The sequence below is a fragment of the Streptomyces sp. LE64 genome (genome assembly GCF_052606915.1).
Genome location: NZ_CP199708.1, coordinates 2,557,006 through 2,580,259 on the forward strand (window position 1 = coordinate 2,557,006; position 23,254 = coordinate 2,580,259).

Annotated in this window: 16 protein-coding genes and 1 pseudogene; 10 read left to right on the forward strand and 7 right to left on the reverse strand. The window is 73.9% G+C overall.

Annotation, left to right across the window (positions count from 1 at the left end; genetic code table 11):
• Positions 1-36: 36 nt before the first annotated feature.
• Both ACSMX9_RS11490 and ACSMX9_RS11495 read right to left on the reverse strand, forming a co-directional pair.
• Positions 37-1,503 carry an aldehyde dehydrogenase family protein gene (locus tag ACSMX9_RS11490; protein WP_445402123.1) on the reverse strand — a complete coding sequence of 489 codons (1,467 nt, stop codon included), beginning with the start codon at positions 1,501-1,503 and terminating at the stop codon, positions 37-39.
• A gap of 67 nt (positions 1,504-1,570) precedes the next feature.
• Entirely contained in the window at positions 1,571-2,467 is an 897-nt protein-coding gene (locus tag ACSMX9_RS11495) for a helix-turn-helix domain-containing protein (protein WP_351238270.1), read from the reverse strand.
• Positions 2,468-2,751: 284 nt separating this feature from the next.
• Between ACSMX9_RS11495 and ACSMX9_RS11500 the strand changes: the two genes are divergently transcribed.
• Positions 2,752-3,288, forward strand: a complete 537-nt coding sequence (locus tag ACSMX9_RS11500; protein WP_445402125.1) for an ATP-binding protein — start codon at positions 2,752-2,754, stop codon at positions 3,286-3,288.
• A gap of 245 nt (positions 3,289-3,533) precedes the next feature.
• Here the strand turns inward: ACSMX9_RS11500 and ACSMX9_RS11505 are convergent, their stop codons facing one another.
• Positions 3,534-3,767, reverse strand: coding sequence for a DUF397 domain-containing protein (locus tag ACSMX9_RS11505; RefSeq protein WP_351238413.1), 234 nt, complete (start codon positions 3,765-3,767; stop codon positions 3,534-3,536).
• Positions 3,768-4,173: 406 nt separating this feature from the next.
• Between ACSMX9_RS11505 and ACSMX9_RS11510 the strand changes: the two genes are divergently transcribed.
• The 7 genes from ACSMX9_RS11510 to istB all read left to right on the forward strand — a co-directional run bounded on the left by ACSMX9_RS11510 (position 4,174) and on the right by istB (position 16,297).
• Complete coding sequence (locus ACSMX9_RS11510; RefSeq protein WP_445402127.1) at positions 4,174-6,393, forward strand: FUSC family protein; 2,220 nt, start codon at positions 4,174-4,176, stop codon at positions 6,391-6,393.
• A 31-nt stretch (positions 6,394-6,424) separates the two neighbouring features.
• Complete coding sequence (gene rpmG, locus ACSMX9_RS11515) at positions 6,425-6,589, forward strand: 50S ribosomal protein L33 (RefSeq protein ID WP_445402129.1); 165 nt, start codon at positions 6,425-6,427, stop codon at positions 6,587-6,589.
• Between the two features lie 67 nt (positions 6,590-6,656).
• Complete coding sequence (locus ACSMX9_RS11520; protein ID WP_351238263.1) at positions 6,657-6,911, forward strand: type B 50S ribosomal protein L31; 255 nt, start codon at positions 6,657-6,659, stop codon at positions 6,909-6,911.
• A gap of 239 nt (positions 6,912-7,150) precedes the next feature.
• Positions 7,151-10,684, forward strand: a complete 3,534-nt coding sequence (locus ACSMX9_RS11525) for a SpaA isopeptide-forming pilin-related protein (RefSeq protein WP_445402131.1) — start codon at positions 7,151-7,153, stop codon at positions 10,682-10,684.
• A 166-nt stretch (positions 10,685-10,850) separates the two neighbouring features.
• Complete coding sequence (locus ACSMX9_RS11530; RefSeq protein WP_366114671.1) at positions 10,851-12,551, forward strand: bifunctional 3'-5' exonuclease/DNA polymerase; 1,701 nt, start codon at positions 10,851-10,853, stop codon at positions 12,549-12,551.
• 353 nt (positions 12,552-12,904) lie between these two features.
• A complete protein-coding gene (locus tag ACSMX9_RS11535; RefSeq protein WP_445402133.1) occupies positions 12,905-14,722 on the forward strand; it encodes an LCP family glycopolymer transferase in 1,818 nt (605 codons plus the stop codon).
• A gap of 114 nt (positions 14,723-14,836) precedes the next feature.
• On the forward strand, positions 14,837-16,297 hold the full coding sequence (gene istB / locus ACSMX9_RS11540; RefSeq protein WP_445402135.1) for an IS21-like element helper ATPase IstB: 1,461 nt from the start codon (positions 14,837-14,839) through the stop codon (positions 16,295-16,297).
• Between the two features lie 58 nt (positions 16,298-16,355).
• Here istB and ACSMX9_RS11545 read toward each other — a convergent pair whose 3' ends face one another.
• The 4 genes and pseudogenes from ACSMX9_RS11545 to ACSMX9_RS11560 all read right to left on the reverse strand — a co-directional run.
• Positions 16,356-16,820 (reverse strand): TIGR03618 family F420-dependent PPOX class oxidoreductase, encoded by a 465-nt coding sequence (locus ACSMX9_RS11545; RefSeq protein WP_445402137.1) that lies wholly within the window; start codon positions 16,818-16,820, stop codon positions 16,356-16,358.
• A 34-nt stretch (positions 16,821-16,854) separates the two neighbouring features.
• Complete coding sequence (locus ACSMX9_RS11550) at positions 16,855-18,504, reverse strand: serine/threonine-protein kinase (RefSeq protein ID WP_445402139.1); 1,650 nt, start codon at positions 18,502-18,504, stop codon at positions 16,855-16,857.
• A gap of 55 nt (positions 18,505-18,559) precedes the next feature.
• Complete coding sequence (locus ACSMX9_RS11555) at positions 18,560-19,114, reverse strand: AfsR/SARP family transcriptional regulator (protein ID WP_445402960.1); 555 nt, start codon at positions 19,112-19,114, stop codon at positions 18,560-18,562.
• Positions 19,115-19,117: 3 nt separating this feature from the next.
• Positions 19,118-19,378, reverse strand: a pseudogene (locus ACSMX9_RS11560) (AfsR/SARP family transcriptional regulator); the annotation flags it as partial.
• A gap of 452 nt (positions 19,379-19,830) precedes the next feature.
• Between ACSMX9_RS11560 and ACSMX9_RS11565 the strand changes: the two are divergent.
• Both ACSMX9_RS11565 and ACSMX9_RS11570 read left to right on the forward strand, forming a co-directional pair.
• Complete coding sequence (locus tag ACSMX9_RS11565; protein WP_445402141.1) at positions 19,831-21,558, forward strand: AMP-binding protein; 1,728 nt, start codon at positions 19,831-19,833, stop codon at positions 21,556-21,558.
• Between the two features lie 367 nt (positions 21,559-21,925).
• A complete protein-coding gene (locus ACSMX9_RS11570; protein WP_445402143.1) occupies positions 21,926-23,245 on the forward strand; it encodes a cation:proton antiporter in 1,320 nt (439 codons plus the stop codon).
• Positions 23,246-23,254 lie beyond the last annotated feature (9 nt).

Here is a 23,254-nt window from a genome sequence, read left to right on the forward strand (position 1 = left end):
CAGCTCCTGGCCTCATGGGGCCGGGTGCGTGCGTGCTCAGAACGGGAACGGGTGCCGCTGGCGCTGGACGGAGATCCACTTCCAGGTGGTGAACGCCTCGACCGTGGCCTCCCCGCCCAAGCGGCCGGGCCCGGAGTACTTCTGACCGCCGTAGGCGACCAGCGGATCGTCCTGGATCGTGCTGTCGTTGACGTGGAACATCCCCGTGTCAACCCGTCGGGCGAAGGCCACCCCGCGCTCGGCGTCGGCGGTGTGCACCGCTCCGCTGAGCCCGTAGGGGGTGTCGTTGACCAGCGCGACGGCCTCGTCCTCGCCCTCGAAGGGGATCAGCAGGGCGACCGGGCCGAATATCTCCTGGCGCAGCAGCGGGGAGGAGGCGGGCAGGTCGGTGAGGACCGTGGGTTCGACCAGGTTGCCCACCGTGCGGCCGCGCACCAGCGCGGTGGCCCCCTCGGCGAGCGCCTGCTCCACGAGGTTGGTGAGGGCCTCCGCCTGGAAGTCGTTGATCACCGGGCCGATGTGCACCCCGGGGTCCCGGGGGTCACCGGTGCGCAGCGCGCGCACCCGGTCCAGGAACCGCTCGGTGAAGGCGTCCCGCACCCGTCGGTCCACCAGGATGCGGTTGGCCGCCATGCAGACCTGGCCCTGGTACACGTACCGGCTGAACACCGCGGCGTCCACCGCGTACTCCAGTCCCTCCTCGTCGAGGTCGTCGAGGACCACCAGCGCGCTGTTGCCGCTGAGTTCGAGGACGGAGCGCTTGAGGTGGCTCGCGGCGACGGCGGCCACGTGGCGGCCGACCCGGTCGGAGCCGGCGAAGGACACCACGGCGGGCACCGGGTGCTCCAGCAGCGCGTCGCCCACCTCGGCGATGTCGGTCACCACCACGTTCAGCAGCCCGGCCGGCAGCCCGGCTTCGGCGAAGATCCGGGCGATCAACCCCCCGCCCACGACCGGGGAGTTCTGGTTGGGCTTGATCACCACGGCGTTCCCCAGGGCGAGCGCCGGGGCCACCGACTTCATGGTGATGAGGAAGGGGAAGTTGAACGGGCTGATGACGGCGACCACCCCGACCGGGACCCGGTAGACGCGGTTCTCCCGACCCTGGTCCGTCGAGGGCGCGATGTGGCCCTCGGTCCGCATGGCCAGGTGGATCGCCTCGCGCAGGAACTCCCCGGCGAGGTGCACCTCGTGCAGCGCCTTGCTCCGGGTGCAGCCGAGTTCCTCGACGGCGGCCTCGGCGATCTCCCCGGCGAGGCCCTCGGTGATCCGCAGGGCCCGTTCCAGCACCCGGCGCCGCTCGTAGGGGCCGGCGGCGGCCCAGGCGGGCTGCGCCCGCTCGGCGGCCCGGTAGGCCGCGTCGACCTCGGCGCGGGTGGCGACCGTCAGGGACGCCAGCTTCTCGCCGTTGTAGGGGTTGAAGTCGATGATGTCCCAGGAACCGCTGCCGGTCCGCCACTCGCCGTCGACGTACTGGCGGGCCAGGTCGGTGAAGAAGGACATGTGATCCCCAACCGCAGGAGGAAGGCTCGGGCGACGGCGCCTGATGGAACGTCATCGTACTGGTGTCTTACGACAATTGGAGCAGTCCCCGGAGAAGGTCGCGGGTGTCCGAGGGGTTGGGACTGTCCGTCCTGAGCTGTTCCATGACGTTCGCGTACTGGGCAACCTCTTCCGGCTTGTCGACGTAGAGGGCGCTGGTGAGCTGCTCCAGGTAGACCACGTCCGACAGGTCCGACTCCGGGAAGCTCAGCATGGTGAAGCTGCCGCTCTCGCCGGCGTGGCCGCCGAAGCTGAACGGCATCACCTGGAGCGTGACGTTGGGGCGCTCCGAGACCTCGATGAGGTGCTGGATCTGGCCCCGCATCACCTGGCGGTCGCCGTAGGGGCGGCGCAGCGCCGCCTCGTCCAGCACCACGTGGAACGCCGGCGCCCGCTCGGACACCAGCACCTTCTGCCGCTCCAGCCGCAACGCGACCCGGCGTTCGACGTCGGCGGGGCCGGCACCGCCGCGGGTGACCACGGCGTGTGCGTACGCCTCGGTCTGGAGCAGTCCGTGGACGAACTGCACCTCGTAGACGCGGATCAGCGAGGCGGCGCCCTCCAGGCCCACGTAGGTCTGGAACCAACCGGGCAGCACGTCGGAGTAACTGTGCCACCAGCCGGCGACGTTGGCCTCCTTGGCGAGCGCCAGGAGCGGTCCGCGCTCCGCGTCGGCGCTCACCCCGTAGAGGGTCAACAGGTCCTCGACGTCACGCGCCTTGAAGCTCACCCGTCCCAACTCCATGCGGCTGATCTTCGATTCGGAGGCCCGGATCGCGTACCCGGCCCGCTCCCTGGTGATCCCCCGGGACTCCCGCAACCTCCGGAGCTGTGACCCCAGCAGGATGCGGCGCACCACCGAGCCGCCCCCGGCGGCTCCGGCCGGCCCGGACCGGGAAGTCCCCCACGACTCGCCTGCGGTCACGCTCGTCAGCCTCCCCAACGTCTTCAGGCTGCGAAGTCTGCCACTAAAACCTTCCAGCCCGTACTCATTCGGTTACAGAAAGCAGAAAGAGGGCTTCCGGGGCCAGAAGAACAAGACAAGAAGTCCCGGGAAGAAATCCTCTTCAAGACACATGGTCCCTTCCACAACGGGCGCGTGCACGTGCATCTGCCCTTGCATCTGCTCAACGCATTCGGAACCATGGTGAGTGCACCACCGAGCAACCGGAGTAATGCCAGAGCCGCGCATCCACGGGAGTGCCTCGCATGGGGATGAATGGATCGACCATGCTGGAGCCGTTAAGGCAGGGGCTTCCCCCCATCGACCCGACGGCGGTGTCCAGCTCCGCGTCCTGCGCCCTGCCCCCTCACTACGAGGCGGTCCGCGAGGCACGCCGGTTCACCCGCGACACCCTCGCCGAGTGGACGGCGGACGAACGCTCGGAGGACGTCCACCTCGTCGTGTCCGAACTCGTCACCAACGCCCTGCGGCACGCCCTGCCGCAGGCCGGGATCGACGTGGACGCCTCCGGCGACCTCCTCCCGGTCCGGCTGCACCTGATGCTCTGGGGCCACCGCCTGGTCTGCGCGGTGCGCGATCCCAGCACCGGGTCCCCGGTCACCGGCTACTGCGGGACGCTGGGTTCCGCGGGCGCCGCGGGCGGGGCGGAAGCGGACGCGTTCACCGCCGCCGAGTCGGGGCGCGGGCTGTTCCTGGTGGAGTCCTTCAGCGACGGCTGGGGGTGGCACCCGCTGGCCGGCGCGCCGGGCGGCAAGGTCGTCTGGGCGCTGTTCCGGCTCTGACCCCCGCGCCGGCCGTGGGCCGGGCCCCGCGCTCCGGGACGCCCGGGCCCCGGCTCCGGGGGTCCGGGCGCGATTGCCGCGTCCGGGGGTCCGGGCGCGGTTCCCGCACGTCGGACCGCCGGGGGCGCATACCGGCCGGACGGTCCGGTTCCCGCCCGCACACGGTCGACCGCGCCCCGCGAACGGTCCGGCCCGACGGGGACGCACCCGCCCGCGGGCGGGGCGCCGGGTGCGCGCCGGCGGATTCAGGAGCCCGTCACCAGGTGGTCGAACTCGCCGTCCTTGACGCCGAGGAGCATCGCCTCGATCTCCGCGCGCGTGTAGAGCAGGGCGGGGCCGTCCGGGAAACGGGAGTTGCGCACCGCGACCTCGCCGTCCGGCAGCCGCGCGAACTCCACGCACGACCCCTGCGAGTTGCTGTGCCGGCTCTTCTGCCAGACCACCCCTCGAAGCCGTGTGGCGGCCATGCCGTTGTACATGTCATGCACGGGTCGCTCCCAGTGACGCAGGGGCCGATGTGGCGTTTGCTGCAACGGTCAACTGCCCCGGATCATAGCCGTGTTTCACGTGCACGTGCGCGAGCAGCTGCACGTGCACGCGGCGTGCCTCCCTCGTCACGGAGCATCAACACCACACCGACCAGCGGGCGTTGACCGAACGCCCCGGTTCGACCCCGGCACCCTCCCTTCCCCCACCGCCGCACACCCCCCGCGACCCGCACACACGAACTCCCACACTCCCCCACACCCGCGCCCCCGCCCGGCGCGTCCCCGCCCCGTTCCGGTCAGCGCCGCCCGTTCCCGCAGCCGCCACCCGCGGGACAGGACGCGCCCCGCGCTCCCGTCGTTGCCCGCCGCCGGCGGACCCGCTCCCTATCCTGTCCGCGTGAGCTGGCTCCGGGCGCTCGGGGCGTCCGCCCGGTCGGGACTGACCGTCGAACGGAAGCGGCTGGAGCCGCTGCTGGCGCTGCGCGCCGCCTTGGGGCTCGCCCTGGTGACGGCCTTCGGGCTCTGGGCGCTCGGGCCGATCGCCGCCGTCAGCTCCGCCTTCGGCGCCTTCCAGGCCGCCATCGCGACCTTCCAGCGCAGTTGGCGCCCGCGCCCCGAACTCGCCCTGGTCTCCGGCGCCAGCCTCGCCGTCTCCAGCTTCCTCGGCTACCTCGCCCACCCCTACCTCGGCCCCTTCCTCGCCCTGCTCGGCGCCTGGACCTTCCTGGCCGGCCTGACCTGGGCGATCGGCCCCACCATCGGGCTGCTGGCCACCACCAACGTGGCGATCGTGCTGATCACCGTCACCCTGCCCAGCTCGATCGGCCAGGCCGTGGTGCACGCCGCCATGATGGTGCTCGGCGGGCTGGTGCAGGCCGCCCTGGTGGTGCTGTTCCCGGTCCGCCGGTGGGGCGCCCAGCGCGACGCCCTCGCGGACGCGCTCGCCGCCGAGGCCGACTACGCCCGCCGGCTGCGGCACGACCCGGTGGCGCCCTTCGACCCGGCCCCGCTGATAGCGGCCCGGGAGGCCGCCGCGGTCACCCTCCGCCAGGCCCGGCGCCGCCCCGCCGACCTGCGCGGCCCGCGCCCCCTGGCCGAACGCATCCGCCCCGTCCTCGCCTCGCTCGCCGACCCCGCCCTCGGGGTCCCCGACACCGGCCCGGCGCGCGACCGGGTCCGTGAGCTCCTCGCCGCCGCCGGCGCCGTCCTGGACGCCACCGCGCACGCCGTCCGCCGCGCCGAGCCGGTGCGTGCGCCGGCGTGGGCGGTGGCCGCCTTCCGCACCCCGGACACCGGCAGCCTGCTCACCGGGCCGCCGCGCCGGGCCGCCCTGCGGCTGGGCGCACTGCTGGACCGGATGGCCGACCTCGCCGCCACCGCCGGTGCCGACCCGCCCGCCGACCGCACCGCGCCCACCGGCCTGGTGCGTCCCTCGCTGGTCGCCCTCGTCCCGGCCGCCGCGGCCGAGGTGCGACGGGAACTGCGCCGGCGCTCCCCCGTGCTGCGGCACGCCGTCCGGGTCACCGCGGTCACCACGGCCGGGTACCTGGCCGGCAGCCTGCTCCCGCTGGGCCACGGGTACTGGGCGCCGCTGACCTCGGTGATGGTGATGCGCCCCGACTTCTCGGAGACCTACGCGCGCGCCGTCGGCCGGTTCGGCGGCACCCTGCTGGGCGTCGCGCTGGCCACCGCGCTGGTGCAGTCCGCCGCACCGGGCAGCCTGGTCCTGGGGGCGCTCGCCGTGCTCTGCGCCGGGCTGATGTACCTGCTGCTGCGCACCGGCCAGTTCGCGGCGCAGACCTGCCTGGCCGCGTACGTGGTGCTGCTGCTCGGCATGGCCGGCGAACAGTGGACGCAGACCGTCCCCGAGCGCGTGGTGCTGACCCTGGTCGGCGGCCTCCTCGCCATGTTGTCCTACGCCCTCTACCCGGCCTGGGAGACGCCCCGACTGCGGTTCCGGCTCGCCGACTGGTTGACCGCGGTGGGCCGGTACGCCGCGACCGTCCTGGCCCGGTACGCGGTCCCGGCGGACGAGGGAGCGCCGAGGGGCGCGCGGCCGGACGGCGCGCCGGCGGGCGAGCCGCGCTTGGCGCACGGCGGAGGGCCGGACGGGGCGGCGGTGCGCGCGGCGCTGCTCAAGGCGCGGACGGCGCGCGCCGCCTGGCACGACTCGGTGGCCCGCGCCGCCGCCGAGCCGGTCCGCAGCCGCGGGCTCGCGCCCGGGCGGGCCCGGGCCGCCGAGCGGGCCCTCGGCCGGTTCGGCCGGGCGGCCATGCTGCTGGAGGCCCATCTGACGGAGCGGGGCGGCACGCCCGTCCCCGGTGCGGCGGCGCTGGCCGAGGCGCTGCGGCGGGCGGTGGACGAGGGGGCCCGGGCGGTCCGGGAGCGCCGGGTGCCCGACTGGCGTCCCGTGCGCGAGGCCCTCGCGGCCGCGGGCTCCCCGGGGCCGCCCGGGGAACCCGCCCCGACCCCGGGCGGCGCGGGGGACGGACACGTCGACGCCGTGGTCCGGCACGGGGCGCGGCTGCTCCTGGCCGCCCTGGAGGACTTCTCCCGGGCCCTGGACCCCGAGGCCCCGGAGGACGCCGGTTCCGGGGCCTGCACTCCCGCCACTTGAAAACGGTATTCATTTTCAGTACAGTGTCGGCATGGCTCGCAACGAACTCCGTCCGATCGTCAAGCTCAGGTCCACGGCGGGCACCGGCCACACGTACGTGACCCGCAAGAACCGCCGGAACACCCCGGACCGGCTCACGCTGCGCAAGTACGACCCGGTGGCCGGCCGTCACCTCGCGTTCCGCGAGGAGCGCTGACCGCCCCCGCCCCCACCCCGCCCGGCACGACGACGGGCACCCCACCCGGAGAGGACCCAGGTACACCATGAAGCCCGACATCCACCCCCCGTACGGACCGGTCGTCTTCCGGGACCGGGCGGCGGGCCACGCCTTCCTCACCCGTTCCACCGCGACCAGCGACAAGACGATCGTCTGGGAGGACGGGGTCACCTATCCGGTGGTCGACGTCGAGATCTCCAACGTCAGCCACCCCTTCTACACCGGCACCGCCCGGGTGCTCGACACCGCGGGGCGCGTGGAGCGCTTCGAGCGCCGCTACGGGCGGCGCGCGACGCGCTGACCCCGGGCGCGTACCGGCACCGGGCGTGCGGGGACCCGTGACGGGGTCCCCGCACGCCTCTTCGTCCACCCGGCACACCACCCGGGCGCCGGAGCGCACGATCACGCGGACGGGTACCACAGGTGCGGCAACCGTCCCACGTCCCGGCGCGTCAACCCGGGGCCGTTCCCCCGTCCTGTTTGGTTTCGGGGCACCGCGTCGCCCATGCCCGGGAAGCGCCGGAGCGCCCTGGAGAAACCTTGAACCGAAGACGTCCATCGGCCGCGGCCAGATCGGTGCGGGCCGCCCTGGCCTGCCTCGTGGCCTGGGGGATGTGGGGGGCCACCACGGCGCCCCCCGCCTCGGCGGCCCCCTCCTCGACGGCCGCCGTCGTCGAGGACAGCAGCCCCGCCCGCCCCGCCCGGGAGGCGGCCGGGGCGCCGGACGCGGCAACGGACCGCGCCCCCGCACCACGGGCCGCACGCCCGGCGGCCCCGTCCGGCCCCCGGATCGTGAACCCGGCGGACGACACGCTGATCGCCTGGGTGGGCCCCACCCAACCGCCGACGCTGCTGACCCTGCAACAGGCGTTCAACACCGCCGCGGCCGGGGACACCGTCCACGTCGTCCCCGACGCCTACGTGTTCACCAAGACGCTCACCGTGCCCCGTCAGACGACGCTCACCAGCGCCTCCGACACGGTGATCACCGCCCTGTTCTCGGTCACCGGCACCGGGCTGACCGTCAGCGGCGTCACCTTCGAACCCACCGCCGCGAGCAAGACCGTGATCACGGTCGCGGCGACCTCCGCCGACACCGTGCTGGACGGCGTCCGCATCACCAACACCGCCAACCTCGCCTCCGTCACCGGCATCGCCTTCGCGGGCACCCCGGCCACCGGCCGGACCGTCGAGGACTACGTCTTCGACAACGGCGACAACGCCGCCAACGGCACCTCCACCGGCATCAGCGCGGGCAACACCACGGCCGTGGTGGTCCGCGAGGCGAAGATCACCGGCGTCACCCGCGGCTACTTCATGTCCACGGCGGCCACCGGCGTCGGCCCCCGGTTCTCCCAAGTGGAGATCGCGGCGCCCCAGCAGGGCGTGCTCCTCGGCCGGACGACCGGCGCCGCCTTCACCGACGTGAGCGTCACCGGCACCTCGCTGGCCGGGTCCTACGGCATCAACCTGGGCGGCTCGACCGGCGTCGTCCTCACCGACAGCACGGTCACCGGGTACGCGTACGGCATCGCCACCGCCGCCGCCACCACCGGCGACGGCCCGCGGATGACCCGGGTGACGGTCGACGTCGTCGGCACCACCGGGATCAGTCTCGGGGCCACCACCGACGCCCGGCTGACCGACGTGACGGTCACCGGTGCCCCCGGCAGCACCGGCATCGGCATCGACCTGGCCCGCGCCACCTCGGTGACCCTGGACGACCCGCGGGTCAGCGGGGTGCGCACCGGCATCCGTCAGGTCTGGGTCCGCACCGCCGGCCACCCCTTGGACGGCCCCGTGGTGACCGGGGGCGCCCTCACCGACGTCGCCACCGGCATCATGGTCGCCAACAACACCGGCTTCCGGGTCGACGGCACCCGACTGGCCCTGGTCGCCGGGGCGTCCGGCGGAGGCGGCATCGGCATCGGCGGCTACGAGAACACCGACGTGCGGATCACCGGGGTCACCGTCGAGGGCTACGAGAACCCCGACGACGCCCGCCGCGGCTCGGCCGCGGTCCGCTTCTACTACTCGGACCACATCACCGTCGAGAACTCCTCCTTCACCGACGGTGCCAACGCCTTCTACTGGGACATGACCACCGACGTGACGGTCACCGACGTCACCGTCCGCGGCATCGCCTGGTGGGCCACGTACACCGAGTCCGTGATCCGGCTGACCGTCCAGGACAGCACCTTCACCGACAACGAGGGCGTGGCCAACCTGACCATCAACCCGTCCGCGAGCGCCGACGGGTTGGACCGGATCCAGAACAGCAGCGACATCACCTTCGTCGACAACGAACTGACCGACAACCCGACCGGCGTGCTCTTCCCGTACGGCGGCGACACCCTCGACTACCTGCGCAACACCGTGCGCGGCGGCCCCGCGGCCTACGTGGTCTACGCGGTTCCGGCGCACCACGTGACGGTCAACGACAACGAGATCGAGTTCACCCCGCTCGCCGAGAACGCGGCGGCCGTCCGCGCGGGCACCGCACTGGAGAACCTCGACCCGGCGACCTTCCCCCACACGCCCGAGGACCAGCAGTCGCGTTCCTCGTCCGGCATCGACGTCCTGGGCAACGTGTTCACCGGACCCGGTCCGATGATCCAGTTGGGCGAGAAGGACGGCACCTGGCGCGTGATGCGGGACACCGTCCTGGTACGCGGCAACGTCTTCCCCAAGGACTCCGTCGCGATCCGCACCTTCCCCAACGCCGAGACCGGGCAGGACGCCAACACCGACAACGACATGATCGACGGGGTGGTCGCCGTCGACGCCCGGGACGCCACCGCCCCGCCGGCCGCCGCCCGGCAGGAGGTCGGCCAGCGCGGCAACAACGACTGGGGCAGCCCCTGCGGCCCCCGCGTCACGGTCGGCGACACGCACACCCCGGCCGACGCCCTGGTCTACGACGGCGGCGGCGCCTGGATCCACGAGACCCGCAAGCCGCAGGTGCTGTACCCGAGGCGCTGCGCGGACGTCGGACTCGGCGTCACCAAGACCGCCGACGCCGACGCGTACGTCCCGGGCCAGCCGCTGACCTACACCGTCACCGTCACCAACACGGGCCCCCAGGACGCGCACGCCGTGCGGGTGGTCGACCCGCTGCCCGCGGCGTTGACCGACGTCAGCTGGACCTGCACGGCCGAGGGCGAGGCGAGCGCCTGCGGCGAGCCGTCCGGCACCGGGGACCTGGACACCACCGTGGACGTGGCGGCCGGCGGCTCGGTGACCTTCACCCTCACCGGCACCCCGGCCGCGAACACCACGGAGGAACTCGCCAACACCGTGACGGTCACCCCGGGCGCCGGCACCGAGGACCCGGGCTGCGACCCGAACTGCACCGCGGAGACGGTCACCCCGAGGGCCCCGACCACCGGTGACGTGGCGGTGGTCAAGGAGGACGCGGCCACCGGCGAGCCGCTCGCCGGAGCCGTCGTCCGGCTCTGGGAGGAGACCAACGGCGTCCCCGGCCTCCAGGACACCGGCCCCGACCCCGACACCGGGATCGGCGCCCCCTGCACCACCGGCGCGGACGGCACCTGCCGCCGCACCGCCCCCACCGGCACCTACTACTGGCAGGAGACCACGGCCCCCGAGGGCTACGAACTCCCCGCCGACCCGGTCTTCGGCCCCCTCGTCCTCACCGAGGAGAACGCCGCCACCGGCGTCACCGTCACCGCGCGGAACACCGCGACCGCGGTGAGGGGCGCCGTCCAGGTCGTCAAGACCGACGCCAAGAGCGGCGACCCGCTCGCCGGGGCGGTCTTCGACCTGTGGCGCGAGACCAACGGCGTCCCCGGCCTCCAGACCCGGGCCGTCGGCTCCACCCCCGCCGACACCCGGGTGAACGGCGCGGGCTGCGCCACCGACGAGGAGGGGGTCTGCCTCTTCGACGACCTCCCGACCGGCGAGTACTACGTCCGGGAAACAGCCGTCCCGGACGGATACGTCCTGCCCGCGAACCCGGTCAACGGCCCCTACGAGATCACCGACGCCAACGCGGACGAGCCCGTCCTCGTCCGGGTGGCCAACAAGAGGGGAGAACCGCCCAAGGCCGTCTGACCGTCCTCCACCGGGGCCGCCCGACGGAACCTCCGGCCCGTCCGGTGCGGCGCGCCTCGTCCACAGGCTGTGGACGGGGCGGCGGCGTCCACCGGGCGGGCCCCGTCGCGTGCGCCGCGCCCCGCAGCCCGGCCGGCCTGTCAGTGGCCGGTGCGAGACTCGGGGGATGGTCGAACGGTGGGCCTTGGCGCCGACCGAGGACGGCGGCGCGGAGCTGGCCCCCCTCGGTGCCGACGGGCTGCCCTCCGCACCGCCCACCACCGAACCCGACCTGGTGGCCGCGGTGCGCTCCCGCCCCTCGGCGACCCGGTGGATCTGGCGCTCCACCGCGGAGGTCCACCCCCGGCTCCTGGCCGCCGGGGTGCACGTGCCCCGCGCCTACGACGTGGAAGCCGCCGAGGCGCTCCTCCTCGGCCACGAGGGGCGCCTCGGCGAACCCCGTTCGGCCGCGGCGGCCTGGGCACGGCTGCACGACCGGCCCGTCCCGCCCGATCCGCCGCAGCGGCCCGCGGAACCCGGCGCCCAGGCCCCGCTGTTCGAACCCGGCCCGGTGCCCATGCCGCTCACGGCCCTGCTGGAGGTGTACGCGGAGCAGCAGCGCCGCCACGACGCCGGCGTCCACCCCGACCGGCTGCGGCTGCTCACGGCGGCGGAGTCCGCGGGCACCCTGGTCGCCTCCGAGATGAACGCGACCGGCCTGCCCTGGCGCGCGGACGTCCACCGCGAGGTGCTGCGCGAACTGCTCGGCGAGCGGTACGCGGGCGGGGAACCGCGCCGGTTGGCGGAGCTCGCCGACGAGGTCTCGGCGGCGTTCGGACACCGGGTGCGGCCCGACCTCCCGGCCGAGGTGGTGAAGGCGTTCGCCCGGGCCGGGGTGAAGGTCGGGTCCACCCGCCGCTGGGAGCTGGAGGGCGTCGACCACCCGGCGGTGCGCCCCCTGATCGCGTACAAGAAGCTGTACCGGATCTGGGTGGCGCACGGCTGGTCCTGGCTCGCCGACTGGGTGCGCGACGGCCGGTTCCGCCCCGAGTACCTGCCGGGCGGCACCGTCACCGGCCGGTGGGTGACCCACGGCGGCGGCGCCCTCCAGATCCCCAAGGTGATCCGGCGCGCGGTGGTCGCCGACCCCGGCTGGCGGCTGGTGGTCGCCGACGCCGACCAGATGGAACCGCGGGTGCTCGCCGCGATCTCCCGGGATCCGGGGTTGATGGAGGTCGCCGGCCGCGCCACGGACCTCTACCGCGAGGTGTCGGAACGCGCCTTCGCCGGCGACCGCGAGCAGGCCAAGCTCGCGGTGCTCGGCGCGGTCTACGGCCAGACCTCCGGCGACGGGCTCAAGAACCTCGCCGCGCTGCGCCGCCGCTTCCCGCGCGCGGTGGCGTACGTGGACGAGGCCGCCCGGGCGGGCGAGGAGGGCCGCCTGGTCCGCACCTGGCTGGGGCGCACCTGTCCCCCGGCGGCGGGCTCCGGGGAGAGCGGGCGCGAGGAGGCGGGCATCCCCCAGCAGCCCGACCCCCGGGACGCCGCACCGGCCGGGGACGCCGACGCCTTCGTGCCCGGCTACGCCTCCACCGACTCCCGCGCCCGGGGCCGCTTCACCCGCAACTTCGTGGTCCAGGGCAGCGCCGCCGACTGGACCCTGCTGCTGCTGGCCGCGCTCCGCGCGGACCTGGTCGACCTCAAGGCCGAACTGGTGTTCTTCCAGCACGACGAGGTCATCGTGCACTGCCCCGCCGACGAGGTCGACCGGGTGACCGCGGCGATCCGCTCCGCAGCCGCCACCGCCGCCCGCCTGACCTTCGGCCCGACCCCCGTCCGCTTCCCGTTCACCACGGCGGCGGTGGAGTGCTACGCGGACGCGAAGTGAGGGCGGAGCGGAACGCCGACCTCCATCGAGCCGCACGAACCGCCACACAAGCCCCCATCCCACCTGGCACTGCGTTCGAGTGGCGAAAGGTTGTATGAGAAAAGCCCGGTTCTTGCGTTGCGTTTCTCACGTATAACACTGCTGGGCGCCCCTCCCGCATCGCACGTCCCGCTCCGATACTTCCGAGCAGGGGCGAAAGGTCACGGAAGTGAAACGCCGACGTGCGCCCCGCAGGTGGACCCCGAGGTCGGGGGACCCGCGGTTTCCGGGTCCCGCACAACCGCGACGGCCGCCTCGGCATCTCCACGGGGGAGGAGAGCGCCGCACAGGACAGTGCAGAGGAGCCAGGCGGAATGAACGCGGACCACCGGGGCGAACAGGGCGGGTTCGACGCCGCGGACCTGTGGGTGCGCAACCCGCAGACCGGCACCTACGAACTGCGCCTGGACGACCCCGCCGAGGCATCCCCGACCGGCCCGGACCCTGCCGCGGGGGGCACCACGGTGCCCGACCCTCCGGTGCCCGGGCCCCGGCGCCGGGCCGGGGCGCCGGAACGGCGGCGGGCGGACGGCGAGCCGGCCCGGTCCCGCGGGTCGCGGCGGTCCGGGACGGCGGAGTCCGGGTCCCGCGGTGCGTCGACGTCCACGACCGCGGCGGGACGACGCGGCGGGCGGGGCTCACGGGGGACGGCGGAAGCCGCCGAGGCGGGCGGGAGACGCGGGCGCAGACCGAAGGCGTCCCGCAAGCGGAAGGTCCTGCTGTGGACCGGCGGGGTGCTGGGCGTGGTGCTGGTCGGCACCTCCGCCACCGGGTACTACCTGTACCGGCAGTTGGACGGGAACATCGCCACCGTCGACGTGGGCGACGCGGGCAGCGGCAGGAAGGACCTGGCCGGGCGCCCGTTGAACATCCTGCTCCTCGGCACCGACAAGCGCACCGGCAAGGGCAACCAGGGCTACGGGGACAAGGGCAGCGCGGGCCACGCCGACACCACGTTCCTGTTCCACGTGTCGGCCGACCGGTCGAACGCCACCGCGCTCAGCATCCCCCGCGATCTGATCACGGACATACCCGACTGCCGGACCAAGCAGGAGGACGGCGGCTTCGCGGTCATACCCGGCACCCCGCGCACCCGCTTCAACAACTCCTACGGACAGCAGGGGCGGGACCCGGGGTGCACCATGCGGACGGTCACCGAGCTGACCGGGGTGGAGTTGGACCACTTCATGATGGTGGACTTCAACGCGGTGAAGGCGCTGACGTCCGCCCTCGACGGGGTGGAGGTCTGCCTCGACCGGCCCGTCGCCGACGAGAAGGCGAAACTGGAGCTGTCGGCCGGGCCGCACACCATCGAGGGCGAGGACGCGTTGGCCTTCGTGCGCAGCCGCGCCGCCACCAAGAACGGCAGCGACCTCGACCGCATCGAGATGCAGCAGAAGTTCGTGGCCTCGATGATCCGCAAGGCGAAGAGCGACTTCCTCGACAGCCCGACGAAGATGTACGGCCTCGCCAGCGCGATGACCAAGAACCTGACCGTGGACAGCGGTATCGGATCGATCCCCAAACTCACCTCACTTGCCAAGGAGTTGGGCAAAGTCGATCTGAAGCACATCAGCTTCACCACGATCCCGGTCAATGACAATCCCGCGGAGCGGGTCAAGGCCACCGTCGTGCTCGACCCCGCCCGGGCCCCGGCCGTCTTCGAGGCCGTGCGGAACGACGTGTCGTTCACCGAGGTCAAGAAGAAGCGGAAGGCGGACGCGAAGAAGCGGGACGACGTGCTCAAGGGCCCTCGCGCCGAGCCCGGCGAGATCGGCGTCAACGTCTACAACGGGGGTGAGTTGGTGGGCGCCGCGAACAACACCGTCACCTGGCTGGTGGACACCCGGGGCGTGGCCGGCGCCGTCAACCAGAGCAACGCGCCCGCGAAGGCGGCCACCACGACCCTGGTGTACGCACCGGCCCAGGTCGAACAGGCCCGTGCACTCGCCGACATGATGGGTCTCTCCGCGAAGGCCCTGGAGGCACGGGCCGATCACGGAGTGGCGGAGCCGATGACGTTGACGCTCGGCGCCGACTTCAAGGGCCCCGGCGTTCCCGTCACGCCGTCGAGCGCGCCCCCCGAGGGAGTGAAGAAGGTGCGGGGTGACACGAAGATGTGCAGCTCCTAGCAGAAGGGGTTCGGGAACGACAGGGGTGACGCCCACCTCCATCGGGTCGTTGGAAGCGTGTGCGCGGTCGGTTTGCACCGATTGCCATGCCCCCCACACCACTTTGGAGAGCCGTTGCTCGGTCCCGCCCCCGCCCCCGCCCCCGTTCCCCCGTCCGCTCCGAACATCCGCAGCTACGCCGCCTCGTCCATCGGCTACGCCCTGTTCGCCACCCGCTGGCTCCAAGCACCCCTGTACTTCGGACTGGTGGCCGCCCAGGGCGTCTACGTCTACAAGTTCTTCAACGAGTTGTGCCATCTGATCGCCCATGTCATCAGCGGCCAGGCGGACGAGACCTATGTGATGCTCGCCGTGCTGAAGCTGGTCGACGTGGTGATGATCGCCAACCTGCTGATCATGGTGATCGTCGGCGGCTACGAGACCTTCGTCTCCCGGATCGGCCTCCAGGGCCACCGTGACCAGCCGGAGTGGCTCTCGCACGTCAACTCCAACGTGCTGAAGGTCAAGCTGGCGACCGCGATCGTCGGCATCTCCTCGGTGCACCTGCTCCAGATGTTCGTGGACGTCTCCCACACCTCGCAGCACTCCCTGCTGTGGGGCACCGTGATCCACATGGCGTTCATCCTGTCCGCCGTGCTCCTCGCGTACATGTCGGGCCCGATGGAGTCCCGGGGCCGTCACGGTCACGACGGGCACGGCGGCCACGACGACGGCCGTCCCGGCGGCGGATCCGACGTGCGCCAACGGGTCCGGCGCAAGCGGCTCGGCCGGAGCGCGGCGGCGCACGGCCGCACCGAACCGGCGCTGCCGCACGCCGGCGGCGCCGCGCACCCCGCCCCGGCGACCCCGGCCACCCTGGCGGCCGTCACCGTGGTCGAGGGCGCCGAGGGCGGCGCCCGGTCGGTGCGGCGGACGGCGACCGTCCCCGCACAGGTGTCGCCCCGCTCCCGCACCGTCCCGTCGGCTCCGGCCACCGCGGAGGACCGCATCCGGGCCGCCGGGTTCCCCGGGCGCAAGACGCTGGAGGACTTCGGCGGCGACCTCACGCGGTCCCCGGAGTGGAAGACGGTGACCCGGCTGGGCACCCTCGGCTTCGTCGACGACCGCGCCAACGCGGTGTTCCTCGGGCCGCCCGGAACCGGGAAGACCCACCTCGCGGTCGCCCTCGGCCTGCGGGCCTGCCGCGCCGGTCACGACGTGCTGTTCGCGACGGCCGCCGAGTGGGCGGCCCGGCTCGCGCACGCCCGCTCGGCCGGGCGGTTGACGGACGAGCTCGACCGGCTGGACCGGTACCCGGTGATCGTCGTCGACGAGATCGGCTACCTGCCGTTCACCCCGGACGAGACCCAGTTGCTGTACCGGTTGGTCTCGCACCGCTACGAGCGGGCGTCCGTCGTGGTCACCAGCGACAAGCCGTTCGCCCGCTGGACGGAGGTCTTCGGGGACACCCCCATGACCACCGCCCTGTTGGACCGGCTCGCCCACCACGCCGAGGTGGTCACCCTCCAGGGCGGCAGCTACCGGCTGCGGGGGCGGGAGCGGACCCCGGCCGCGTACCCGGCCGAGACCCGCTGACCGACCCCGCGCACCGCAGCGCGCCCGCGGTCGGAACGGCCTTCGCGAACGGGGCCGTTCAGTCCGCGGGCGCCGGCGGCTCGGGGCGGACGGTGCCCAGGAAGCGGGTCACGGTGATCTCGATGACGACCCGCTGCGGGTTGGCCCGCGGCGTCCGGTAGCGCGCGGCGTAGCGCGCCTCGGCGTCCGCGACGGACTCCGGATCGTCCCGGACCACGGCCGACCCCTCCAGGGTGGACCAGTACCGCCCGTCGACCTGACCGACCGAGGCCCGCGCCGCGGCTCCCGCCGCACGCACGTTGCGGACCTTGCGGCTCGTGGCGCTGGAGATCACCCGGGCGACGCCGGCCTCGGGGTCGTAGGTGACGCCCACGGGCACCAGGTGGTGGGAGCCGTCCGGGCGGGCGGTGGACAGGAACCCGAGGTGGCGCTCCCGCCAGAAGGCGAGGAAGTCCGGCGCCTCGCCGGGTCGTCGGACCGACGGCGCCGGTTCGGGTGCGGGGCGGGACGAGGAAGCGGTCACGGGGTGCTCCGGGGGGGGTGGGACGGGGCGGGGGTCAGGACTCGGCGGGGTGCACTTCGGTCACCTCGCCCTTCGGGTCGGCCTTCAGGTAGCCGCTGCCGTAGGCGTCGGAGAAGTAGACCGAGAGGCTCTGCGGGGTGTCGAAGACCTTGTCGACCGGATCGACGACGAGGTAGCGGGTGGTCGGCTCCGCCACGTTGAGGTCCTTCTCGGCCCGCGCCAGCAGCCGGGGCAGCGCGTCCCAGTCGAACGCGTCGAGGTCCATGGGGACTTCGTTGCTGAGGGTGCCGCTGGCCGGGAGCTTCATGACGCCGTTGTCGAGGCGGTAGAGGTACCGGTCGAACTTGGTGTCGCTGCCCTTGAGCATCACGGAGGCGGACACGTACTCGGGGTAGACGGTGAAGCTGCCGAACCGGTCGGAGCCCGTCTCCCGGCGCAGCACGTCGACCGCGTGCCGGACGCCGCCCGGGGTCAGCAGGTCCTCGGGCGCGTCGGGTTCCCCCTCGGCCGCCCCCTCCGGTTCGCGGGCCGCCCCGGTGCCCGGCGCGGCGCCTCCGGTGGCGGGCGCGGTCGGGGTGCGACTCCGGTCGGCGACGACGTCCTCGTCGCCCTTGCCGCCGCTTCCGCCGCTTCCGCCGGGCAGTCCCTGCCACAGCACGACGCCGAGGACCAGGGCGCTCACCGCGGCGGAGCCCACCACCAGCCCGCGGCGCCGGTGCCGCCCGCCGGGCGCAGCCCGGACCGTGTCGGCGGCCCCGGCGGGGGGCGGCGCGACGGGCGGGGGCGTGAGCCGGTAGGAGGTGGCCGGGTCGGCGGACGGGGCGGGGTGGGGGGCGGTGGCCCGCCCCTCGGCCGCCTCGGCCAGCATGCGGTCCAGCGCCTCCGGGCCGGGGCGCGCCGCCGGGTCCTTCACCAGCACCGCGGTGAGCAGCCCGGTCAGCGGGCCGGCCTGGACGGGCGGGGGCAGTTGCTCGTTGAGGACGGCGGCGAGGGTGGCCAGGGTCGTCGCCCGGCGCAGCGGGTGGTGGCCCTCGACCGCCACGTACAGCATCATCGCCAGCGACCACAGGTCGGAGTCGGGGCCGCCGCGTTCGCCGGTGATCCGCTCCGGGGCCATGTAGTCGGGCGTTCCGATGATCGACCCGGTGGCGGTGAGCACGGTGGACTCGCGGATCGCGGCGATCCCGAAGTCGGTGAGGACGGGCCGGCCGTCCGGGCGCAGCAGCACGTTCGCCGGTTTCACGTCGCGGTGCTGGATGCCGACGGCGTGCGCGGCGCGCAGCGCGGCCAGCAGTTCGCGCCCCAGGCGTGCGGCGTCGGCGGGCGCCATCGGTCCGCGCTCCAGGAGGTCCTGGAGGGAGCCGCCGGTGACCAACTCCATGACGAGCCAGGGGTAGGTGTCCTCGCCCCCGTCGACGATGTGGTGGATGGTGACGACGTTGGGGTGCTCGACGCGGGCCAGCGCCCGGGCCTCCCGTAGCACCCGGGCGCGCAGCAGCCGGGCCGCCTCGGGGTCGTACTCGGCGAGGTCCGGGTCCGGGGGGCGGACCTCCTTCAGGGCGACCGGCCGGTCCAGGGCCAGGTCCCGGGCCCGCCACACCGTGCCCATGCCACCGCCGCCGAGGCGCGCCTCCAGCGCGAAGCGCCCGTCGATGACCCGTCTGCCGCCGTCCCCACCGCTCATGGCCCGGAGCATACGAGACGGCGCCCCGGCGACCTCGTGGCGCCCGGTCCCCCGGTCAGGGGACCGGCCGCAGCCCGCCGGGGCGGGCCGGGGCGAGGCAGGGGTCGTGCGAGAGGACCGCCCGGTGCAACCGGCGCACTTGTGGTCCGGGTTCCACCCCGAGCCCCTGGACCAGGGTGCTGCGCAGCTCCCGGTAGGCGTCCAGCGCCTCGACCGCGCGGCCGGAGCGGTAGAGGGCGAGCATCAGGTACTCGTAGGGGCTCTCCCAGGTCGGGCGTTCGGCGACCAGGGAACGGAGTTCGCCGATGATGCCCTGGTGGTTGCCGAGTTCGAGTTCGACCTCGAAGTGGCGCATGCAGGCGAACGTGTACCGCTCGTCCAATCGTCTGCCGAGGGATTCGAAAACGGGCAGGGTGCGCAGATCCGCGAGTGCGTGGCCCCGCCACAGCGCCAACGCGGAATTCAGTGCCGCCGCCGCCTTCTCCGTGCGCTGGTGGGACCGGTGTTCCTCCGCCCGCCCCACCAGGAACTCGAACTCCCGCAGATCGAGTTGGTGGTCCGCGAGGTCGAGGCGATATCCGGGGGCGCACGTCGCGAGTGCCGCGGCCATCCCGGAACTCTGGGCGTGGAGGTATTGTCGAAGTTTGGAGACGTACACGTGCAGGGCGGTCGGCGCGGTGCGCGGCGGGGCGTCCGGCCACAGGGCCGCGGTGAGTCGGGCCGTGGACACGACCTGCCCGCTGTGGATGCACAAGTAGGCCAGCAGGGACCGGAGTTTGCGAGCCCCGGGCGCTGTCTGCGGACCGCCTCCGACCTGCGTTCCCAGTGGCCCGAGCACCAGAAATCTCACGTTCCCCGCCCCGTTCGGACTCACGCCTAGGCCCTCGCCCCGTCGAGCCGGACGTGCCGCCGGCGTACGAAACGCGTGCTGTCCGGTCCCCCACGGATCAGGTGATTTTTGCCCACGGAAACCGGATGCGTCAACCGGGAACGCAAGGGGCGTTCCGCCCTTTTCCCGGCGTCGGAAGAAATAAACTGTGATGACCGACGCGTTTGTTCGGACGTTTTCTGGAATCCTCCCGGTCGACTTCTCCGACGGCGCTCCCCGCAGCGCGGGCCCGATTCAGGAGCACTCCCGGGGAGCACTCCCGGGAACCCCTCCTTTCGTCTCGCTAAAATCCCGGTCCGCCGGCCGGGGAAAGGGTTCTGGCGGCCTTGCGCCATCCCCTCCGCCGGCACTTAGTCTGCTGCCCCGTCGAGCGGATCGGAGCGGGTGCACCGCACGCCGACCGACCGTGTCCGGCCCCCTGGAGGAACGAGAACGCCATGCTGCTCGACTGGTTATCAGCACCCCGCGCCACCCGCGGCATCCACGTGGCGTGCGACGACGGGACCTGGCGGTTCACCTCGTACGCCCGACTCGCGGTGGACGCCCGGCGGATCGCCCGCCGCCTGCGGGCGGAAGGGGCGGAGCGGGGCCGGGTGGTCTCCCTGGTCCTCGACGACCCCTACCGGTTCATCAGCGCGTTCATGGGCACCCTGCTCGCCGGCGCCGTCCCGGCCCCGCTCGCCCCGCCCACCGCGCTGCGCGGCACCGAGCGCTACCACGCCCATCTGGGACGGGTGTTCCGCGCCGTCCGACCCGAGCTGGTGCTGACCGAGGACGACCACGCGGCCGTGGTGCGCCGGGGGTTGGACGGCGCCGGCCGCACCGCCGCGCGGCTGCTGCTGCCCGGGGCGCTGGCCTCCCCCGGGACCCCCGACGGCCCGGGCGCCGACGCGGTGGAGGGCGAGGTCCTGGGCCGTCCGGACGGGGAGCTCGCCCTGATCCAGTTCACCTCCGGCTCCACCGGCGACCCCAAGGGCGTCCGGGTCACCTGGGGCAGCCTGGCCGCCAACGCCGAGGCGTGCCGGCGCTGGCTGCGCTGGACGGACGAGGACTCCTTCGCGAGCTGGTTGCCGCTCCACCACGACATGGGGTTGATCGGCGGCATGGTGATGCCGGTGGCGACCGGCACCGACGTGTGGCTGATGCGACCGCACCAGTTCCTGCGCTCCCCGCTGCGCTGGCTGGAGTGCCTCGGTCGGCGGGGCGCCACCCTCACCACCGCCCCCGGCTTCGGCTACGCCTACGCCGCCCGCCGGGTCCGCCCCGAACAGCTCACCGGCATGGACTTCTCGCGGTGGCGGGGCGCCGTCCTCGGCGCGGAGCGGATCGACTCGATCGGGGTGGCCGACTTCACCGCCCTGCTGGGCCCGCACGGCTTCGCGCCGCGCGCCCTGGTCGGCGCGTACGGCCTGGCCGAGACCACGGTGGCCGCCAGCGGGGTGCCGGCCGGCCGGGGGTCCCGGCTGGTGCGGATCGACGCGACGGCCCTGCGGGTCGGCGAACCGGTCGCGGTCCGGGAACGGGCGGTCCTGGGCGAGCACCGGGTCGGCGGCGAGGGGTGGCTCACCGGCTGCGGGGTGACGGTCCACGGCAGCGAGCTGGCGGTCGTCGACGCCTCGGGCGCCGAACTGCCGGCGGGGAGCTTCGGCGAGATCCGGCTGCGCGGCCGCTCGCTGGCCGACGGCTACCAGGGCGCCACCGGCGCACGGGTCCCGTTCGCCCCGGACGGACTGCGCACCGGCGACGCCGGGTTCGTCGACGACGGCGAACTGTACGTGGTGGGCCGGATCGGCGAGTCGGTGACGGTCCAGGGCACCAGCCTGTACGCGGAGGACGTCGAGGCCGACCTGAAGGACCTGCGGGAACCGGGTGCCCCGGTGGGCTGCGCGGTGGCCTTCGGCAGCACCCAGGGCGCCGACCACGTCGTGGTCTTCGTCGAGGGCCGGGTCACCCCCGACTGGCTGGCCGCCGCCCGGGCCCGGGTCTCCGCCCGCACCCCGGACACCCTGCGCATGACCTTCCTCCAGGGCTCCCGCGGCTCGATCAGCCGCACGTCCAGCGGCAAGCCGCGGCGGCGCACCATGTGGGAACTCCTGCTGCGCCCCGGCACCGGGCCCCGGTGGACGGTGGCCTGCGGCAGCCCGCCCGTCCCGGCACCCGTCTGAGCCCCCTCCGGCCCCGCCCGTGCGGCGGGGCCGGAGCTTCGGGGCGCACCCCGTGCCACCGGCGCCACGGCCCCACGCGGGCGTGCGCCACCACCGGGCGAGGCGAGTCCGTGCGCCGTGACCCCCGCCGCATGGGCGGGCCACCGACCGGGAAGCAGCCCCACAGACCGCCGCGGCCCGGACCCGTACCCCGTGCTCGGTGCTGGTGCTCGGTGCTGGTGCTGGTGCCGGACGCCGACGGGAGTGCGTCCGATCCCCGTCGCCCGGGCGGGGGTGCGTGCGGATCGACGACTCCCGTCCGGGAGGGGCCGCCGGCTGCCGACCGTCCACTCCCGCCAGCCGCTTCACCCGGAGGAGGGCCACCCCCGTGGAACCGTCCGTCCTCGCCGCCGCAGCCTCGGCGCCCCTCGGTTCCCTGTTGGGTGCGCTCGCCCTGATCCTCACCGCCGCCCACGTCTTCGCCCGGCTCGCCCAGCGGGTGCGGCAACCCGTCGTCATGGGCGAGATCCTCGCCGGCATCGCCCTCGGCCCGAGCCTGTTGGGCCTCCTCCCGGGGGACCTCGTCGACCTGGCGTTCCCGCCGGACGTCCGGCCCCACCTGCACCTCCTCTCACAGCTCGGGCTGATCCTCTTCATGTTCGGAGTGGGCTACCACTTCGACGCCGCGCAACTGAAGGGGCACGGCCGCACCGTCTCGGCGGTGTCCCTCGCTTCGGTCGCCCTCCCCTTCGCCCTCGGCGCCGGACTGGCCTGGGCGATCGAGCCGTGGTTCGACCGCTCCGAGATGACCGTGGACGGATTGCTGGTCCCCGCCCTGTTCCTGGGCGCCGCGATGTCCATCACCGCCTTCCCTGTGCTGGCCCGGATCATCAGCGAACGCGGCCTGCAACGGCACCGCATCGGCGCCCTGGCCGTGGCCTGCGCGGCGATCCAGGACTTCCTCGCCTGGACGGTCCTGGCCGTGGTCGTCGCGCTCGCGAACAGCACCGGCGCCTGGCCGCTGGTCCGCATGACGCTCGCCTCGCTGGCCCTGCTGTTGGCCCTGCGCCACCTGGTCCGCCCGGCCCTGGCCCGACTGTTCGCACCCGGCCGCTCCGGCCCGGCCCTGGCGCACACCGTCCTGGTGGTGGGCCTCCTGCTCAGCGCCTGGGCCACCGAAGCCCTCGGCCTGCACGCCGTCTTCGGCGCCTTCGCCTTCGGCGCGGCCGTCCCCCGCGCGCAGTTGGCCGCCGCCCACCCCGAAGTCCCCGAACGCCTGGAGCAGATGAGCCTGCTGCTCCTGCCCGTGTTCTTCATCGTGACGGGGTTGTCGGTGGACCTGGGCGGGCTGGGCGGCCAGGGCGTCCTGATCCTGCTGGCCGTGCTCCTGGTGGCCTGCTCCGGCAAGTTCGTCGGCGCCGCCAGCGCCGCCCGCCTCACCGGCGCGGACCGGCGCGAGGCCGCCGCCCTCGGCGTGCTCATGAACGCCCGCGGCCTCACCGAACTGGTCATCCTCAACGTCGGGCTCGCCCTCGGCGTCCTCGACGGCCGACTGTTCACCGCCATGGTCATGATGGCGGTGCTGACCACCCTCATGACCGGCCCCCTGCTGCAACGCTTCCACCCGATGACCGGGACGCCGTCCCCCCACGACGTCCCGGCACCGGGTGCGCGTACGCCGCTCGCTCCCACGCAGGGCGGGGAGTGACCGGAGGGC

Excerpts from the sequence above, each read along its gene's own strand:
- ACSMX9_RS11490 (WP_445402123.1), bottom strand. The coding sequence starts at position 1,503 with ATGTCCTTCTTCACCGACCTGGCCCGCCAGTACGTCGACGGCGAGTGG.
- ACSMX9_RS11500 (WP_445402125.1), top strand. The coding sequence starts at position 2,752 with ATGGGGATGAATGGATCGACCATGCTGGAGCCGTTAAGGCAGGGGCTT.
- ACSMX9_RS11505 (WP_351238413.1), bottom strand. The coding sequence starts at position 3,767 with ATGTACAACGGCATGGCCGCCACACGGCTTCGAGGGGTGGTCTGGCAG.
- rpmG (WP_445402129.1), top strand. The coding sequence starts at position 6,425 with ATGGCTCGCAACGAACTCCGTCCGATCGTCAAGCTCAGGTCCACGGCG.
- ACSMX9_RS11520 (WP_351238263.1), top strand. The coding sequence starts at position 6,657 with ATGAAGCCCGACATCCACCCCCCGTACGGACCGGTCGTCTTCCGGGAC.
- ACSMX9_RS11530 (WP_366114671.1), top strand. The coding sequence starts at position 10,851 with ATGGTCGAACGGTGGGCCTTGGCGCCGACCGAGGACGGCGGCGCGGAG.
- ACSMX9_RS11535 (WP_445402133.1), top strand. The coding sequence starts at position 12,905 with ATGAACGCGGACCACCGGGGCGAACAGGGCGGGTTCGACGCCGCGGAC.
- ACSMX9_RS11550 (WP_445402139.1), bottom strand. The coding sequence starts at position 18,504 with ATGAGCGGTGGGGACGGCGGCAGACGGGTCATCGACGGGCGCTTCGCG.
- ACSMX9_RS11555 (WP_445402960.1), bottom strand. The coding sequence starts at position 19,114 with ATGGCCGCGGCACTCGCGACGTGCGCCCCCGGATATCGCCTCGACCTC.
- ACSMX9_RS11565 (WP_445402141.1), top strand. The coding sequence starts at position 19,831 with ATGCTGCTCGACTGGTTATCAGCACCCCGCGCCACCCGCGGCATCCAC.